Raw genomic sequence first — 15,158 nt, 5'->3', positions numbered from 1 at the left:
ATAATGAATGGTGATTCTTTTGCCGATATAACTATCCTTACATCAAATACAGACCTCAAATGGATAGGGAGCTGCAAGCATGAACATCTTAGAAAGCGTATTGAAGGCATTGCCGTTTTTTACCCAGACCTTACGTGAAAAAGTGAACCTTGTCGTGTATGACCGGACCAAGGTTCTTTATTTTGTACAGACCCGGGGCTTTGAGCTGGAGCAAAAGGTTGGTGATCCGCTGATTCCGCAGTTCCAGAATTTTGGAGCCTTGACGAACGGGCGGGAGCCGAGCCTCGTACATATTAGCGCTGAATTATATGGCTTTCCTATAGATGTCATCAACATTCCGATTGTCGATGACAGCAACGAAGTGGTGGCGGTGCTCTGTGCTACCTATGACCAGAGTAACCAGCACCAGCTTAACGCAGTTGTAGACGATAATCAGCATATCTCGAACGAGCTTATCGATATGGTACAGCACGTAGCAGCACATGCCGAGGAGCTTCAGGCGACCAGCGAGCAGATTCTGCAGAACAGCAGGCTTGCGGTTGAAAATGCGGGTAAGGTCACCAGGGTATCCGGCCTGATCCGTGAAATCTCCGAGCAGACCAATCTGCTGGGTCTGAATGCCGCAATTGAAGCGGCGCGTGTAGGGGAGGCGGGAGCCGGCTTTGGAGTAGTAGCGACTGAGGTGCGTAAGCTTTCTGTTCATTCCAGAGAGGCGACATCTGGCATCGAGGCTGCTTTGAAGGAAGTCCAGGAGTCTATCGGCAAAATGGAGTACGAAATCAGCCAGATTTCCGCTTCGGCGGCAGAGCAGGCTTCCCTGGTTGAGGCTTTTACCCAGGTGATTGAGCGTCTGCATCTGTCGAGTGAGAAAATGCTCGGTGTGTCGGGCAATCTGATTGAATACTCGGTGGAGTAAGGAAGCAAATATAAACCGCAATTACATTTATAACCTCACATGGAGACAATCTATCGCTTCCACAGCTAAAATACATCAAAGCTATTTCTCTGCTGGGGGAAGCAGAGAGAAGATCCTGTAAAACCAAATAAAGGCGGCAGCGTCCGCCTCTCCTTCTCTTCGGTGATGCACTTGCCCTGTTTCGTAGGTAATTGCACGGCATCATGAATGAGCCGGGTTGAAATAACTGTACTTTCTGCAACTAAACTAGGCTAAATAGCTTCGCTGCAGGGTTTAACTGCACTCTATACATTTATATTTGCCGAAAACGCCCCGAACCGGCTATTTCGCGAAAAATAGATGTATAGAATACAGTTATCTCCTTAAAATGACTGAATTCCCCTGTTTTAATTGCACAAACTACACTTAAACTCATTTGACTCCGAACCGACTGACTAAGGTTAGCGCTTTGGCAAGGGAGATCCATCCGCTGCTCAACGCTTTACCTAAGGCAGGAACGGGAGACGGTTTGTTAGTCTCTTAATAACGTTCTATATAGAAGCAGTAAAAGGCCATCCCAACACGGGATGGCCCTTCTTTTTACTAAAACTAATACATTAGTGGCTATGCTCCACCGCTCCGGCTGCCGCTGCCATCGCTTTCGTCAGCGTAACCGTTCCGTCAGCAGGGGCATAATTCACCTTCCAGCCGAGCAGCTCGGCGATGAAACGGACCGGAACCTGCACACGTCCGCTGTCCAGGAAGACCGGGGCTCCGATGTTCTTACGCTCCCCGTTCAGCTCCATGTAGGATTGCCCGGCCCAGAACACAGCGGTATTGTCACTGTCCATGATCCAGAGTGTTTTCTTGGTATTATCCCAGGTAACATCCACGCCGATAGCCTCACCAAGGTAACGGAGCGGAATGAAGAGACTGCCGTTCTTCATTACCGGGGTAACATCCATCTGGCTGGTCGTACCGTTAACGGTTACGGCTGTGCTGCCTTTTGTCATTGAGATGGTTGTCATTTCAGCGGCGCCGGCCTTCATCCCGTGGAACTTGTCCGGGAATTGGGCGACAATGCCGCCGGTCAGCTCGCTTGCTGTCATGAACATATGAGAATAGGCGGTACGTTCAAGGCTATAAGCTGTGGCATAATCTTTATTTACATAGCTGTTAAAGGTATCCAGCAGATGGCCGATGTGCATTTTCAGGCCTTCTGCAATAGCTGCCGTTTCAAAATAAGCCGGATTCGCACTGTGGAAAAACTCGGCTTGCTTCATACGGTAATCTTCGAGCGAGGCAACAGCCTGTCCGCGTCCGGCTTCGTCTTTAGCGGCTGTGGCTTTTACATAGTCTACAAAATATCCGATATGGGACGACCAGATCGGCTTAAAGGCATCGCCGGCTGCTGTGCCGTATACGGAGGCAATGGCTGCGGACAGGTCATCCGTGTTGCTGTTCAGGGCAGCCGCTGCTGCGGTGAAGTCCGGGGCACCGTCGATGCCTTTTTGCATGGCGAGTGCGGCCAGTGTGGCATGCTCACCCAGCAATTGTCCAAGACCTGCGCGCAGGTCAATTCCCGGAGATGCTGTGGTAACGGCAGGGAATTTATCAGGGAACTGGGCCTGAATGCCGCCAGCTAGCTCGCCTGCAGTCATGAACATATGAGCGTAAGCAGTCCGTGTATCCTCGTAGGCCGCTATATAGTCTTTATTCACATAGCTGTTGAAGGCGTCCAGCAGATGATTAATGTGCATTTTCAGCCCTTCTGCAAGGGCAGCCGATTCAAAATATGCAGGATTGGCATTGTGGAAAAATTCCGCCTGCTTCATCCGGTAGCCATCCAGATCAGCGACGGCCTTCTGCCGTCCGGCCTCATCTTTGGCAGCGGCCGCTTTCACATAGTCTACAAAATATCCGATATGGGAGGACCAGATGGGCTTGAAGGCCCCGCCGGCGGCATTTCCGTATACCGAGGCAATCGCGGCGGACAGGTCATCTGTGTTCTTGCCGAGTGCGGCAGCAGCCTCATTGAAATCTGGAGCACCGTCGTAGCCCTTTTGCATCGCAATTACGGCCAGCAGGGCATGCTCACCGAGCAGCTCGCCAAGTGCCGCCTGCAAATCCGGTGCAGCCCCATTCGTATCCACTTCGTGGGCGTTTGCAAGTGCGGGTACAAATAGACTCAGGCAAAGCATCAGGATGGCCAGCTTACTGTGCAGCTTTTTCATTTCTGTTCACTCCTTCATTCAAAGTTGAGCCGCTAATCAAAAGCGGTTATACTCAGTGGAACGTAAGTATTCTGAAGTTGGATCACTTTTTAGAATATAAATTTTAAAATATTATTCATCCAACTACGCTGGGGAAATGGGGGGTAACAATTGAACGAAGTCGCTGACGACGTACAATTAATGCAGCTGATCAGGCAAAAGGACCCGGATGCCCTCGAAAAGCTATATGACCGGTACGAGCAGATGATTTACAGCTTTGCATACCGGATTGTGAAGGACTCAATGGCAGCCGAGGAAGTCATGCAGGAATTATTTATGCGGATATGGAAACATGCGGAGCAGTATGACTCCTCCAAGGGCAAGCTGTCGACCTGGATGTTTACGGTTACACGCAATATTGCGATTGACCAGCTCCGCAAGACAAATACACGGCCTCCGCAGCAGTACGCAGACTCTGAGGAAATACAACAGCTTCGCGATACCGGAACCATGACTGAGGATATGGTCGAAATGCTGCTGGCGGGGGAACAGGTAAGAGAAGCCCTGCAGGAGCTGAGCAGGGACCAGCAGCAGGTGATGGATCTGATCTATTATCAGGGCCTTACGCAGCAAGAGGCGGCTTATCATGTGGCTGTTCCGCTGGGGACGGTTAAGAGCAGGGTAAGGCTGGCCATGAGGCAGCTGCAGAAGCGGTTAATCCATTGGGGAAGGAGGGATCAGGCTCATGAGTGAAGAGAATACAGAGTTGTGTGAATGGGCTGAGTTGTATGCGCTGGGCGCACTTCAGGACGATGAAATGGAGCGGTTTGAGGTTCATTTACAGGATTGCCCGGAATGTGAGAAACTGGTAAAAGAATACCGCCAGGTAATTGAGCTGCTCCCTCTTGCCTCCGAGCCTGCTGAGCCGCCGTCAGGCATGAAGAAACGCATTCTCTCCCGGGTAATGGAAGCGGAGGCTCCGGTGCAGAAGACTCAAAAGCCTGTAAGCGAGGTGCCGGAGCCGGTCCGGGTGGAGCAGAAGCCCGCAGTGAAGACTGTGCCTGTGCCCGGAAAGAAGCCGCTCCTGCGTTATGTGAGTGCAGGGCTTGCAGCAGCGGTTGTCGGACTGCTCATCTATACAGGCCAGCTTCGCCAGGATGTCGGGCAGCTGCAGAGCCAGGTGGATGCCAGCTCAGGGCCGCTTCAGCAAATCAAAGTGAATGAGTCGGTTGTGCTCAGTCCGTCAGCTGTGGAAGCTGCAGCCAAGGGGCTGGCAACCATCATTTCTGATACCGGCGGTACACATCTTGTCGTACAGGCCGAGGGTCTGCCGGAGCTTACCGGGACCGAGGTATACCAGGTGTGGCTGATCAAAGGGGATGTTCCGCAGAATGCGGGCACCTTCGTAGCACAGGGCGGCAACGGCGCGCTGTATTATACCTTTGAGCCTCAGGAGTACGATACTGTTGCTATCACACTAGAGCCGGACGCAGGCGGAGAAGCGCCGAGAGGACAGATTGTACTGGTGGCACCAATCAAGCAGGGGTAGTTGAACTTGGGAGAAAGCCGGGAGGAACGTAAGAATGAAAGAGAACGGGAAGCTGCAGGCCGCAGCGTTGTCTGAGGTTTCACATCTTAAGGTTCACGGAAGATCAAATGGCAGCCTGGCTCCCCTGACGCTGTTCTGGACTGGCAGCGCAGTGGAATTTAACATCAGGGGATCAGAGCTGTGGATTGAAGCCGAGGCTGATTATGACCAGCACGAGCCGTGGATTGGCATTGTCATTAACGGTTTTGCTGTCAGCAGACAGATGCTAACAGCTGGCAGACGCTGGATTTGTGTATTCCGGGGAATGAACGGAAATACCGTGAAAAATGTCCGGATCGTCAGGGAGCTGCAGGCCATGAGCGATGATCCGGGCTGTCTGCTGCAGCTGCATGCTGTAAGGTCGGACGGGGAATTCCTGCCGGTCGCAGATAAAGCACTGAAGCTTGAATTCATCGGTGACAGCATCACCTCCGGTGAAGGGGTAATGGGCTCCAAGACGGAGGAAGACTGGATTCCGGTATGGTTCAGCGCAACTGACAGCTATACAGCATTGACAGCTGAGTTGCTGGAGGCGGATTATCGCGTTATTTCACAGAGCGGCTGGGGCGTGCTGACCAGCTGGGATAACAATCCCAGCTGTAATATCCCCCGGTATTACAGCCAGGTGTGCGGTCTGCTTGGCGGAGAACGCAATGAGGCGCTTGGCGCACTGCAGGAGAATGATTTTGAAGCCTGGCAGCCGGATGCCGTTATCATTAATCTGGGCACCAACGACGGCGGCGCCTTTTATTCTCCGGAATGGACCGATCCGGCCAGCGGCATAGCCCGTAAGCAGCGGCTTAACGAAGACGGCTCCTTTAATGAGCATGATCTGGAGGCTTTTGAGAAGGCTGCCGAGTCGTTCCTGGTGAAGCTGCGGCAATGCAATCCGCAGGCTCACCTGGTTTGGGCCTACGGAATGCTGGGAATCCCCATGCTGCCGGCGATCCGCCGTGCGGTGGACAGCTACATAAGCGCAACCGGTGATAACAGGGTGTCGGTCTTCCAGCTGCCTGATATGACACCGGAAAGCGCCGGCGCACGAAGCCACCCGGGGAGATTGGCCCATGAGCAGGCGGCTCAGGCGTTAAGCGGCTATTTATTGAAATTGCTGCAATAAAATGTCCGCCGCCTCTTAGAAGAAGCTATGCATAGAACGGCTGCCCTGAACACAAAAACCGGCTGGACGGATCACTATCCGTCCAGCCGGTTTCTTGTATAGAAGCCGTTATGCGTATTTGCTGATCGTTGCAAGCAGCTGGTCGGCAACATGGCCGGTGCCTGCTGCCAGGTGAGCGCGGTCCAGGCGCAGCCTCACGAACTTCTCATCGGCATCGAGCGCTTCAGCCAGCAGCCCGGATAAGCCGCGTGCCTTGCGGTCAATCTGCAGCAGCAGCTCAACGCCCTGGTCATCTGGATAGAACATCATTTCCAGCTCATCCAGACGGCCGCGGAACTGGCTGGAAGGCTGGAATTCAAATTCCTGGACGAAAGGAAGGCCGTTTCTTTTGCCGAAATGAGGGGCATATTCACAGCTGACCTCGCGGAGCCGGAAGCCAAGCTGGGCTGCAGCGTCCAGAACAACCGCTGAATGCGGATGAGGTAGCACCTGCAGATAGTCCTCATCCTTAGGATCAAGGGCTTCCTTGATATCAAGCCCGGTATGAATCCAGACGGGGGTTTTGCCCATGGTCACCGGGGTAACGGACGGAAGCTGGAAGGATACCGGGAACTCATACACCTGTTCCGCTTCCACGGTGAACCCGGAAGCCAGCAGGAACTTGGCAATGGTTGCCTCTACATGGCTCTTGGAATCGTTATGCTCCTTCACGTAACGGGTCTTGACGAAGGCATACACATCGTCCACCTTCTGATCCACACGGCCGCCCTGGATGCGGACAACTCCGCTAAGTGTATCCCCGGCTTTTACTACATCCTGATGAAGCATGAGGTTGACTTCAGCGGCGCCAATCCCGGCGCTTGCGAGCATTCTTTTGAACATGGACATGCTGTGAATCTCCTCCTTATCGGTAATAACTCTGATACGGAGGTATCCTCTGCCTGGTTTCAGCCGTTTATCTAAAATTTCAATTAATTAAGAGAGCTGCACATAAAACGTAGCCGACTCCCCGATTGTGCTTCTGGCATACAGCTTGCCCTTATGCTGCTGCTCGACAATGGACCTCGCGATCGCGAGGCCAAGGCCGTAGCCGCCCTGCTTGCGGGCGCGGGAGGTATCGGTGCGGTAGAACCGGTCAAAGATCCGGGTCAGATGCTCAGCGGCGATGCCTTCGCCGGTATTAGTGACGGAGAGCAGCACGTCGTTATGCTGCTTGCGCAGAGACAGGGTGACCTCACCCTTCGGCCCGGTATACTTCACAGCATTGTCCAGCAGGATCATGACGACCTGCTTAATCTGCTCGCTGTTGCCGTTCACACTCAGATTAGGCTCGATATCATACTCCAGCACGACATTCTTCTCGAAGATGACGGCCTCCATCGTCAGGATGATATTTTCCACCGCTTCGCTGATGTTGAAGGGGGCATGGATCATACCGGTGCGGGAATCATCCATTTCAGTCAGATAGAGCAGGTCACTCGTCAGCTTGGCCATCCGCTCGGTCTCCGATTTGATATAATGCAGCCATTTGGACTGCTCCTGAATCGTATCGTCCGGGTTAGACAGCAGCACCTCGGTATTCGTATTAATAATGGCCAGCGGCGTCTTCAGCTCATGCGAGGCGTCGGCGATGAACTGCTTTTGCTTATCGAAGGCTTCCTGCACCGGCTTGATGGAGCGGTTCGCGAAGTAACGGCTGGTAAAGTACAGGATGATTAGCATCACGATACCGACGATGGTAAAAATATAGACCATGTTCGTGAGAATCTTCTGCTGGGAGGTAATGTCCAGGAACACAAGCATGTGCCCGTCAGCGGTCTGCCTGACTTCAAAGGTCCAGAGACTGCCGTCCAGCCCGAATCTTCCGGTTGTTGTATTCATATCCACAGCGGTCTGCAGCGCCTGGGCATAGAATTCATCATCCATGCTGAGCTGTGAAATGGGTGTCCCGGTCTGCTTCCAGTCGTTATCGGTCTCGATCATGAAGGAAATGAACCGCTCCGGCGGCGGATTATCCCCCATTCTTCCAAAGGTGCCGCCGCCCTCCAGACGCTGGGCTCCATTGTCTATGGCGCTATCCGGAGCGCCGGCCGGACCGCTGCCAAGGCCGCCGTCCATCCCGCCGCCGCGGTGCTCGCCGCTGCCCGGCTTTTGAAAGGCCTCCGTAATCCGCTGCAGATCCATACGGATGTCATTCTGGACGTTCAAGTAGTTGATAATGTAGATGGTAGCGAAGGCGGCCAGCATCATTACAGAGATGGTCACCAGGTTGACGATCAGGAAACGGTTTCTGAGCTTTTTGAACATCAGGCGTTCACCTCAAGTACATACCCTACGCCCCGGAGCGTACTGATCCGCGTAGAAGCACCGAGGAACGTAAGCTTTTTGCGCAGAAAAGAAATATAGACCTCCACATTGTTATGCTCGGCCTCAGAGTCAAAGCCCCACAGCTTCTCAATAATCTGCTCCTTCGAGGTAACGGACTGCTTGCGGACCATCAGCAGCTCCAGCAGCTCGCTTTCCTTCAGATTCAGCTTCATTTCCTTGCCGCCCACCATCAGCTTCAGGTTCGTCGTATTCAGCTCCAGGTCCCCGTATTTCAGCGCATCGTCTGGCAGCACCTCGCCTTTGCGGCGCAGCACGGCGCGGATTCTTGCAAGCAGCTCCTCCGAGGAGAAGGGCTTGGCGATATAGTCGTCGGCGCCGTAATCAAGCCCGGTCACCATATCGGTGGTATCCCCTTTGGCCGTCAGGAAAATGACGGGGGTCGGGATACTCTTTTTGCGCAAGGCCCGCAGCAGGCTGATTCCATCCATCTCCGGCATCATGATGTCGAGCAGCAGCAGATCATAAATCCCGCTCAGCGCGTAATCAAGCCCCGTTCTGCCGTCATGCACAGCGTCTGCCGAATAGTTATGCTTTTTCAGAATTTGGGTCACGGCCTCGGCCAGATGCACCTCATCCTCCACGATTAAAATTCTCACCCAGTCATCATCCCCAGTTTAGCTTAATGTCTGTCCTGTAACTTACGTCATTATAGCAAGATTACCTTTAATCAACCTTAACCACGCGGGCAGAATCTAAGACTTCTACTATATAGCGGAGGTTTTCTTTTGCTGCAGAAGGCTTGTGTAAAGCGGGTGTAAAAAAATTAACGCAGTGTAAAATCTATTTAAGCTTCATTAAAGGTTCGCCAGCTAAGATACATTCATAGACAAGCGAGACACACGAAGCACTCTATTTAAGAAAGGATCTGATCCCAATGGCTATCGAGGTTTTTAACCGCTATGAAAACAAATACCTGTTCAATCATGCAGCCTACCTGAAGCTCTATAACGAACTGCTCGAATATATGGAACCGGATGACTACAACAAACAGCATGAGTTTTATTCCATTACGAATCTGTACTACGACACACCGAGCAATACGCTGATCCGCAACAGCCTGTCCAAGCCGAAATACAAAGAGAAGCTGCGCCTCCGGGCATACGGTGTTCCGGATGGCGATTCCAGGGTCTACCTGGAGATCAAGAAGAAGGTCTTCGGTCTCGTCAACAAAAGAAGAACCTCGCTCATGCTGGACGAAGCTTACGATTTTGTCCGCACAGGTATCGCACCTGAATACAAGGACTACATGAACAAGCAGGTGGTTGAGGAAATCAAATACTTCCTGAGCTGCTACGATCTGAAGCCGATGGTGTACCTGTCCTATGACCGCAAGGCGCTGTTCTGCAAAAATAACCGCGATCTGCGCATCACCTTTGATACGAATATCAGAAGCCGGCGGTACGACCTGGCGATGGAGCACGGCACCCACGGCGAGCTGCTGATGGAGCCGGGCCAGTGGCTGATGGAGGTTAAGGCCGAGAAGACCATTCCGGTCTGGCTGTCCAAAATGCTCTCCGAGCACCAGATGTACCGCACCAGCTTCTCCAAATACGGCAATGAATATAAAAAAATGCTGAGAAACAGCAAAGTAGAAAGCGAGAGTGTCCTGTATGCTTGATTCGATCTTCGCCGCCGTCTCCGACAGCACGGCTTTAACCTTTGGCAATGCGGTTCTGACCATCCTGATCTCCCTGGCGCTGGGTGCGCTGATCAGCTTCACTTATATGAAAACTAGCCCGGCCGGCTATTCGCAGAGCTTCACGCTCACTATGGTGCTGCTGCCGGTCATTGTAGCTATCATCATTCTTTTAATCGGCAGCAACGTAGCCAGAGCGTTCAGTCTGGCCGGAGCATTCTCCATCATCCGCTTCAGAAGCGCGCCCGGCGATCCTAAAGACATCACCTTTGTCCTGTTCACCATGGCATCGGGCCTGGCCTGCGGCGTCGGCGCTTACGGCTACGCAGTCCTGTTCACCATTATTCTCTGCATCATCATGGTTATCCTGAACCGCACCGGTTTTGGCGTAAGAAAATCAGCACAAAAAACACTGAAGGTTACCATCCCTGAGAATCTGGGCTATGAAGAAGCCTTTGCCGAAGTATTTAACAAATTCAATGTCGCTTATGAGCTGAAAAAGATCAGAACCACCGAGCTCGGCAGCCTGTATGAGCTGGTGTATAACGTTACCCTTGATGAGCATACAAGCCAGAAGGAATTCCTGGATGCCATCCGCACCCGGAACGGCAACCTGGATTTGTCGCTGACAATGTGCCCTACAACAACTGCGGAATATTAACACAGACTGAAAGGATGGATCCGATATGAGTAAATTTATAATGGCAAGCAAAGCGGGGCTGATTCTGCTGTTAGCGGCAGTAATGTCAGCCTGCGGGACGGCCAGCAGTGCATCGACCCCGTCACCGGCGGCCACAGCAGCCGTGGCTACAGCAGTTACTGGCGGGACTGCATCAGATGTACAATTGGCAAGTGTGAAGGCGGCTGATCTCGTCAGCTTTGATGAAGAAGATGTGGCGGCAGACTGGAGCGCTGATAGCGCCACAATGATTGCGCTGAGCGGTACAAGTAGCACTGTAACAGGCTCGGGGGCAGTCGCTTCCGGCAGCACGGTAACAATCTCGGCCGGCGGAACCTATGTACTGAGCGGTACCCTGAGTGACGGCCAGATTATTATCGATGTGCAGGATGACAGCAGCGTGCATCTCGTGCTGAACGGGGCCACGCTCACGAACAGCAGCAGCGCACCGGTCTACATTAAGGAAGCCGGCAAGGTAATCATGACGCTGGAAGACGGGACGGTAAATACCGTAACCGATGGGGCAAATTATGTGTACCCGGATGCAGCTACAGATGAGCCTAGTGCAGCGATTTTTAGCAAGGCCGATCTGACCATTAACGGAACCGGGACGCTGAAGGTTAACGGCAACTACAACGACGGCATTACAAGCAAAGATGATCTGAAAATCGTCTCCGGCACCATTGAGGTAAAGGCTGCGGATGACGGCCTGGTCGGTAAAGACCTGGTGGCTGTGCAGGACGGCAGCATTACCATTACAGCAGAGGGCGACGGCATCAAGTCGACCAATGACGAAGACACAGAGAAGGGCTTCATTGCGATCTTCGGAGGAAGCTTTGATATTACCGCAGCAAACGATGGCATTCAGGGTGAAACCTCTCTTGTCATCGATGGCGGCACCTACAATCTGGTGACCGGCGGCGGTAGCGAGAGCGCGGAAGTGAAGACAGGCGATGAAGGCGGCTTTGGGGGCGGTGGCTTCGGCGGGGGCGGTATGGGCGGCGGCGGAATGCGCGGCCAGGCTCCGTCAGCGGACGGTACGCAGGCAGCACCGCCGGAAATGCCGGCGGGTGATGCAGCAGCCGGCCAGGGGACGCCGCCAGAAATGCCGGCAGATGATGCAGCGGCCTCCACGGATACAGCAACCGCTACTGAAACAGAATCGGTCAGTATGAAGGGCCTGAAATCGGGCGGTGACCTAACCGTTAACGGCGGCAGCTTCACGATCGACTCCGCAGATGATGCGGTGCACAGCAACAGCAGCATCTCAGTCACGGGCGGGGAGTTTCAGATCGAAACAGGCGATGACGGCATCCATGCCGACAGCCTGACAGCCATCTCCGGCGGCACCATTAACATTACCAAGAGCTATGAAGGGATTGAAGGCGCCAATATCACCATCTCCGGCGGTGACATTGATGTAGCGGCCTCCGATGACGGCGTCAACGTAGCGGGCGGCAATGACACTAATGCCGGACAAACCGCAGGCGGGCAGGACCAGTTCGCAAGTGCAGGCAGCAATATGCTTACAATTACTGGCGGTACGCTGACCGTGGATGCCTCAGGCGACGGTCTGGATTCCAACGGCTCAATCACAATGAGCGGCGGTACCGTTACTGTATACGGTCCGACTAATGACGGCAACGGCGCCCTGGACTTTGACGGAACTTTTGAAATGACCGGCGGATATCTGATCGCGGCAGGAAGTGCGGGTATGCTGCAGGCACCCGGCGATGCTTCCAGCCAGTACTCCATCGCCATGACCTTCACCGATTCACAGGAAGCCGGGCAGCTGGTAAACCTGAAGGATAAGGACGGCAACACCATTGCAACCTTTGCACCAGCGAAGAGCTACCGTGCAGTAGTTATCAGCTCGCCGGACCTGAAGGAAGGCGGCACGTACACCCTCTCCACCGGCGGCAGCTCGACAGGCACCGCAGTGGACGGCGTATACACTGACGGCACTTACAGCGGCGGCACAGAGGTTGTAAGCTTTGACCTCTCCAGCAGCGTAACCTGGCTGAATGAATCCGGTGTGACCGAAGCAGCCCAGGGTATGGGCGGCATGGGCGGCGGACGCGGCCAAGGCGGCTTCGGCGGCGGTACAAGACCTGACCGCGGCACAGCTGGAGGCACACCGCCGACTGGCACACCGCCAACTGGCGCTCCGTCTGCTGGAACCGGCGGGACAACACAATCTGGAACCGGCAGTGAGTCTCAAATGTAAGGCCGGGAATTTAAAGCCGGTTAAGCATCATTGAATAGCAAACAGCACGTTCTCCTTAACCGGGGAACGTGCTGTTTTGCTGTTTACTGTTTTTACTTGGGCTCGCGCTCCAGCGCTCTGAGGAACTTCTCCGCTTCAGTGTTCTTTTTCCGCGAGGTGGAGAGCAGCCGGATGCCCCCGCCGATCATCAGCAGAGCAACAACGACAGTATTCATATACGATTGAATCCGGGCGATATAAAAGCCGTAGTTAAAGTCCAGCTCCGGAACAACAATCCGGATGAACAGATAATACACACCCAGGAACAGGAGCGCGCCGCCGATCCAGCCCTGATACCGGGTCCAGCTCTCAATGACCGGCTTGTCATACAGGGGCTCCCGGCCGTATTTGCTGGCCTGCTGCATCCCGTCAAAAAAGCTGTAAAACCAGGCAATCGGAATAAAGAACAGGAACAGCGAAAGATTCAGCAGATCCAGAATATAGATGCTTCCGAGGAAAATGAGCATCAGCTGGAGGCCTCTTTTTTGCAGTCCAAGGTACATATGTCCGGCCCCCGGAAAGGCAGCCAGCAGGGTGGCGATGACCTTGCTTTTTTTGCCTGCACTGCTGCCGTGCTCAAGCTGCTCAAAGATCGTCCTGTCCTCGAGCAGCTCGCCGGCCTGCTTGCGGTTCACATGCTGGGCTGCATCGAACATGCAGTACAGCCACAGTACCGGCAGCAGGAGCAGAAAGATCAGAAACGTCTCCTGTCCGGTTATGCCGGCCACAAATACCAGCATGATGCCGAGGCCGAAGAACCCGATCAGGAACGACAGCCCGCGCTGCAGCAGGCCTAAATGCAGATGTCCGAGCCCGGGAACAAAGGAAAGGAGAATCGTGTAGAACCGCTCGCTTTCCCGGCGCGGCTCCCTTCCCTGATCCGGATGGCCGTAGCCCTCGGGCGGCGGCTGGAATCCGTACGGCTGCTGCTCAACCGGTATCTCCGGTCCGTAAGACATCTGGCCCTGGGGGTGGGAATAATGCGGATAGTTCGCATAGCTTGGCGGATAATCCGGTTCCCGGATCAGCCTGATTATCATACCGAACATGCTGATGAACCAGAGAACGGCTGCCGCTAAAAGACATAAGGCGGCAAACCCCTCATCATTCCCTGCGACGAGTGCAAGAAAGGCAAAGCCCAGGCTGCCAAAAAAGATAAAGCCGTAAATGAACCCCTTCAGCCGGCTGCCGTAATAATAGTGCCCCAGGCCAGGAATCATATTAAGCAGAAAAGCCAGCATCTTGCTGCGGTGCTGCTGCATTATTGTTCAGTCCTTTCGTTTGTTATGGTATAGGGGGCCGGCTTTATTTCCTTAAGCCAGCCGGTTGCTTTTTCGACCATCTTCTCACTGTAAGGCTGTTTGGTCTGGGCACTGATGCCGATATTGCCGGGAGCCATTCTGTCGAATACACCGGCAGAGATGAACAGCATCGTGATGCAGGCTGCTGTAATATAATGCAGCCACTGATTCCGCAGAAGCCCCTGAAGCCGGAGCGTGCCGCTGCTTGCCTGCTTCTGTCCGGCTGCAGGCGAGAGGGGAGCCAGCTGCTCCATGATCTGGTCTGCAAAGCCGTCACGATCCGGCAGCTGCGGCAAAGAGTGAAGCTCAAGAGCTGTCATATAAGAGTCCAGTGCTTCAAAATCCTCAAGGAGCAACCGGTCCATGTATACCCGCTCCGGACCTGTTATTTCTCCTTGTACATACCTCTTCCATTGCTGCTGATCCGGTTTATTCATGAGAAGGTTCCTCCTTCCAGTGTGTTCTGATCCACTGCCGCGCCCTGTACAGTCTGGATTCGACGGTTCTGACCGATACCTGCGTTTTCTCTGCAATCTGCTCGTAGTTCTCCTCTTTAATATAGAAATCAACGATAATATCGCGGTGCAGGGGCGGGAGCGAGGATATTTTGTGCCGGAGATCCTCCTTCTGCTCTTTACGGAGCAGCTGATGCACAATATCTGAACGGTAATCGGCGATATGGAGCACTGCATCGTCATCGCGGCCGCTAACCTCTGCTTTTCTGCGGTCCAGCTTCCGCCTGATATCTATGGCTTTGTGCAGGGCAATCCGGGTAATCCATGTTTTGAAGCCTTCTGAGCGGTATTGGGGGAGAGATTTATAAATTTGAATAAAAGCCTCCTGTGCAGCATCCTCCGCATCCTGAGCCTGATGAAGCACAGAATAGGCTACCTGGTATACATAGCTTCCATAGCGGTCGATAATGCTGCGGAACAGGGTATGGTCCCCTTTTAAAATTTGCTTGATCAAGCGCTCGTCATCAATGGGTCCTCTCCTCCTTCCCAACCGTAATAGACGAAGGCCTCAGGGCAAACCCTGCGGTAAATCATTTATTTTATAAAAAATAGACATC

General features: G+C 53.5%; 14 protein-coding genes. 7 read left to right on the top strand and 7 right to left on the bottom strand.

What is annotated here, in order from left to right:
* Window positions 1–79: 79 nt before the first annotated feature.
* Window positions 80–916 carry a methyl-accepting chemotaxis protein gene (locus tag R70723_RS30710; RefSeq protein WP_039877914.1) on the top strand — a complete coding sequence of 279 codons (837 nt, stop codon included), beginning with the start codon at window positions 80–82 and terminating at the stop codon, window positions 914–916.
* A 596-nt stretch (window positions 917–1,512) separates the two neighbouring features.
* Here the strand turns inward: R70723_RS30710 and R70723_RS30705 are convergent.
* A complete protein-coding gene (locus R70723_RS30705; RefSeq protein ID WP_039877912.1) occupies window positions 1,513–3,129 on the bottom strand; it encodes a copper amine oxidase N-terminal domain-containing protein in 1,617 nt (538 codons plus the stop codon).
* A gap of 150 nt (window positions 3,130–3,279) precedes the next feature.
* Here R70723_RS30705 and R70723_RS30700 point away from each other — a divergent pair, with 150 nt between their 5' ends.
* Genes R70723_RS30700 through R70723_RS30690 form a run of 3 tightly spaced genes read left to right on the top strand, consistent with a single transcriptional unit; the run spans window position 3,280 to window position 5,816 of the window.
* Window positions 3,280–3,861, top strand: a complete 582-nt coding sequence (locus tag R70723_RS30700) for an RNA polymerase sigma factor (protein WP_039877910.1) — start codon at window positions 3,280–3,282, stop codon at window positions 3,859–3,861.
* Entirely contained in the window at window positions 3,854–4,657 is an 804-nt protein-coding gene (locus tag R70723_RS30695; RefSeq protein WP_039877909.1) for an anti-sigma factor, read from the top strand. Before R70723_RS30700 ends, R70723_RS30695 begins: the two co-directional genes overlap by 8 nt.
* 34 nt (window positions 4,658–4,691) lie before the next feature.
* Window positions 4,692–5,816: an SGNH/GDSL hydrolase family protein gene (locus tag R70723_RS30690; protein ID WP_039877908.1), complete on the top strand. Its 1,125-nt coding sequence runs from the start codon at window positions 4,692–4,694 to the stop codon at window positions 5,814–5,816.
* A 108-nt stretch (window positions 5,817–5,924) separates the two neighbouring features.
* On the opposite strand, the gene R70723_RS30685 is transcribed toward R70723_RS30690, so the two are convergent.
* From R70723_RS30685 to R70723_RS30675, 3 genes are all read right to left on the bottom strand, one after another.
* A complete protein-coding gene (locus R70723_RS30685; RefSeq protein WP_039877907.1) occupies window positions 5,925–6,704 on the bottom strand; it encodes a sporulation protein in 780 nt (259 codons plus the stop codon).
* A gap of 87 nt (window positions 6,705–6,791) precedes the next feature.
* Window positions 6,792–8,123, bottom strand: coding sequence for a sensor histidine kinase (locus R70723_RS30680; protein WP_039877906.1), 1,332 nt, complete (start codon window positions 8,121–8,123; stop codon window positions 6,792–6,794).
* Window positions 8,123–8,800 (bottom strand): response regulator transcription factor, encoded by a 678-nt coding sequence (locus R70723_RS30675; RefSeq protein ID WP_039877905.1) that lies wholly within the window; start codon window positions 8,798–8,800, stop codon window positions 8,123–8,125. Before R70723_RS30675 ends, R70723_RS30680 begins: the two co-directional genes overlap by 1 nt.
* Before the next feature lie 278 nt (window positions 8,801–9,078).
* Between R70723_RS30675 and R70723_RS30670 the strand changes: the two genes are divergently transcribed.
* The 3 genes from R70723_RS30670 to R70723_RS30660 are packed head-to-tail and all read left to right on the top strand — an operon-like array spanning window position 9,079 to window position 12,746.
* The gene (locus R70723_RS30670) at window positions 9,079–9,822 is read left to right on the top strand and encodes a polyphosphate polymerase domain-containing protein (protein ID WP_039877903.1); all 744 of its coding nucleotides are present in this window, start codon (window positions 9,079–9,081) and stop codon (window positions 9,820–9,822) included.
* Window positions 9,815–10,501 carry a DUF4956 domain-containing protein gene (locus R70723_RS30665; RefSeq protein WP_039877902.1) on the top strand — a complete coding sequence of 229 codons (687 nt, stop codon included), beginning with the start codon at window positions 9,815–9,817 and terminating at the stop codon, window positions 10,499–10,501. Before R70723_RS30670 ends, R70723_RS30665 begins: the two co-directional genes overlap by 8 nt.
* A gap of 25 nt (window positions 10,502–10,526) precedes the next feature.
* Window positions 10,527–12,746, top strand: coding sequence for a carbohydrate-binding domain-containing protein (locus R70723_RS30660; RefSeq protein ID WP_047171281.1), 2,220 nt, complete (start codon window positions 10,527–10,529; stop codon window positions 12,744–12,746).
* 92 nt (window positions 12,747–12,838) lie between these two features.
* Here the strand turns inward: R70723_RS30660 and R70723_RS30655 are convergent, their stop codons facing one another.
* Genes R70723_RS30655 through R70723_RS30645 form a run of 3 tightly spaced genes read right to left on the bottom strand, consistent with a single transcriptional unit; the run spans window position 12,839 to window position 15,055 of the window.
* Window positions 12,839–14,047 (bottom strand): hypothetical protein, encoded by a 1,209-nt coding sequence (locus R70723_RS30655; protein ID WP_039877900.1) that lies wholly within the window; start codon window positions 14,045–14,047, stop codon window positions 12,839–12,841.
* Entirely contained in the window at window positions 14,047–14,523 is a 477-nt protein-coding gene (locus tag R70723_RS30650) for a hypothetical protein (RefSeq protein WP_039877899.1), read from the bottom strand. Before R70723_RS30650 ends, R70723_RS30655 begins: the two co-directional genes overlap by 1 nt.
* Window positions 14,516–15,055, bottom strand: coding sequence for an RNA polymerase sigma factor (locus tag R70723_RS30645; RefSeq protein ID WP_231574801.1), 540 nt, complete (start codon window positions 15,053–15,055; stop codon window positions 14,516–14,518). Before R70723_RS30645 ends, R70723_RS30650 begins: the two co-directional genes overlap by 8 nt.
* Window positions 15,056–15,158 lie beyond the last annotated feature (103 nt).

The organism is Paenibacillus sp. FSL R7-0273 (genome assembly GCF_000758625.1).
GTDB lineage: Bacteria > Bacillota > Bacilli > Paenibacillales > Paenibacillaceae > Paenibacillus_AQ.
The sequence above is the reverse complement of the archived record's forward strand: the minus strand, read 5'-3'. Positions and strand labels throughout refer to the sequence as shown.

Bases quoted from the DNA above. Each gene is read 5' to 3' on its own strand.
- R70723_RS30670 (WP_039877903.1), top strand. From the start codon at position 9,079: ATGGCTATCGAGGTTTTTAACCGCTATGAAAACAAATACCTGTTCAAT.
- R70723_RS30710 (WP_039877914.1), top strand. From the start codon at position 80: ATGAACATCTTAGAAAGCGTATTGAAGGCATTGCCGTTTTTTACCCAG.
- R70723_RS30680 (WP_039877906.1), bottom strand. From the start codon at position 8,123: ATGTTCAAAAAGCTCAGAAACCGTTTCCTGATCGTCAACCTGGTGACC.
- R70723_RS30705 (WP_039877912.1), bottom strand. From the start codon at position 3,129: ATGAAAAAGCTGCACAGTAAGCTGGCCATCCTGATGCTTTGCCTGAGT.
- R70723_RS30650 (WP_039877899.1), bottom strand. From the start codon at position 14,523: ATGAATAAACCGGATCAGCAGCAATGGAAGAGGTATGTACAAGGAGAA.
- R70723_RS30665 (WP_039877902.1), top strand. From the start codon at position 9,815: ATGCTTGATTCGATCTTCGCCGCCGTCTCCGACAGCACGGCTTTAACC.
- R70723_RS30660 (WP_047171281.1), top strand. From the start codon at position 10,527: ATGAGTAAATTTATAATGGCAAGCAAAGCGGGGCTGATTCTGCTGTTA.
- R70723_RS30685 (WP_039877907.1), bottom strand. From the start codon at position 6,704: ATGTCCATGTTCAAAAGAATGCTCGCAAGCGCCGGGATTGGCGCCGCT.
- R70723_RS30695 (WP_039877909.1), top strand. From the start codon at position 3,854: ATGAGTGAAGAGAATACAGAGTTGTGTGAATGGGCTGAGTTGTATGCG.
- R70723_RS30690 (WP_039877908.1), top strand. From the start codon at position 4,692: ATGAAAGAGAACGGGAAGCTGCAGGCCGCAGCGTTGTCTGAGGTTTCA.
- R70723_RS30655 (WP_039877900.1), bottom strand. From the start codon at position 14,047: ATGCAGCAGCACCGCAGCAAGATGCTGGCTTTTCTGCTTAATATGATT.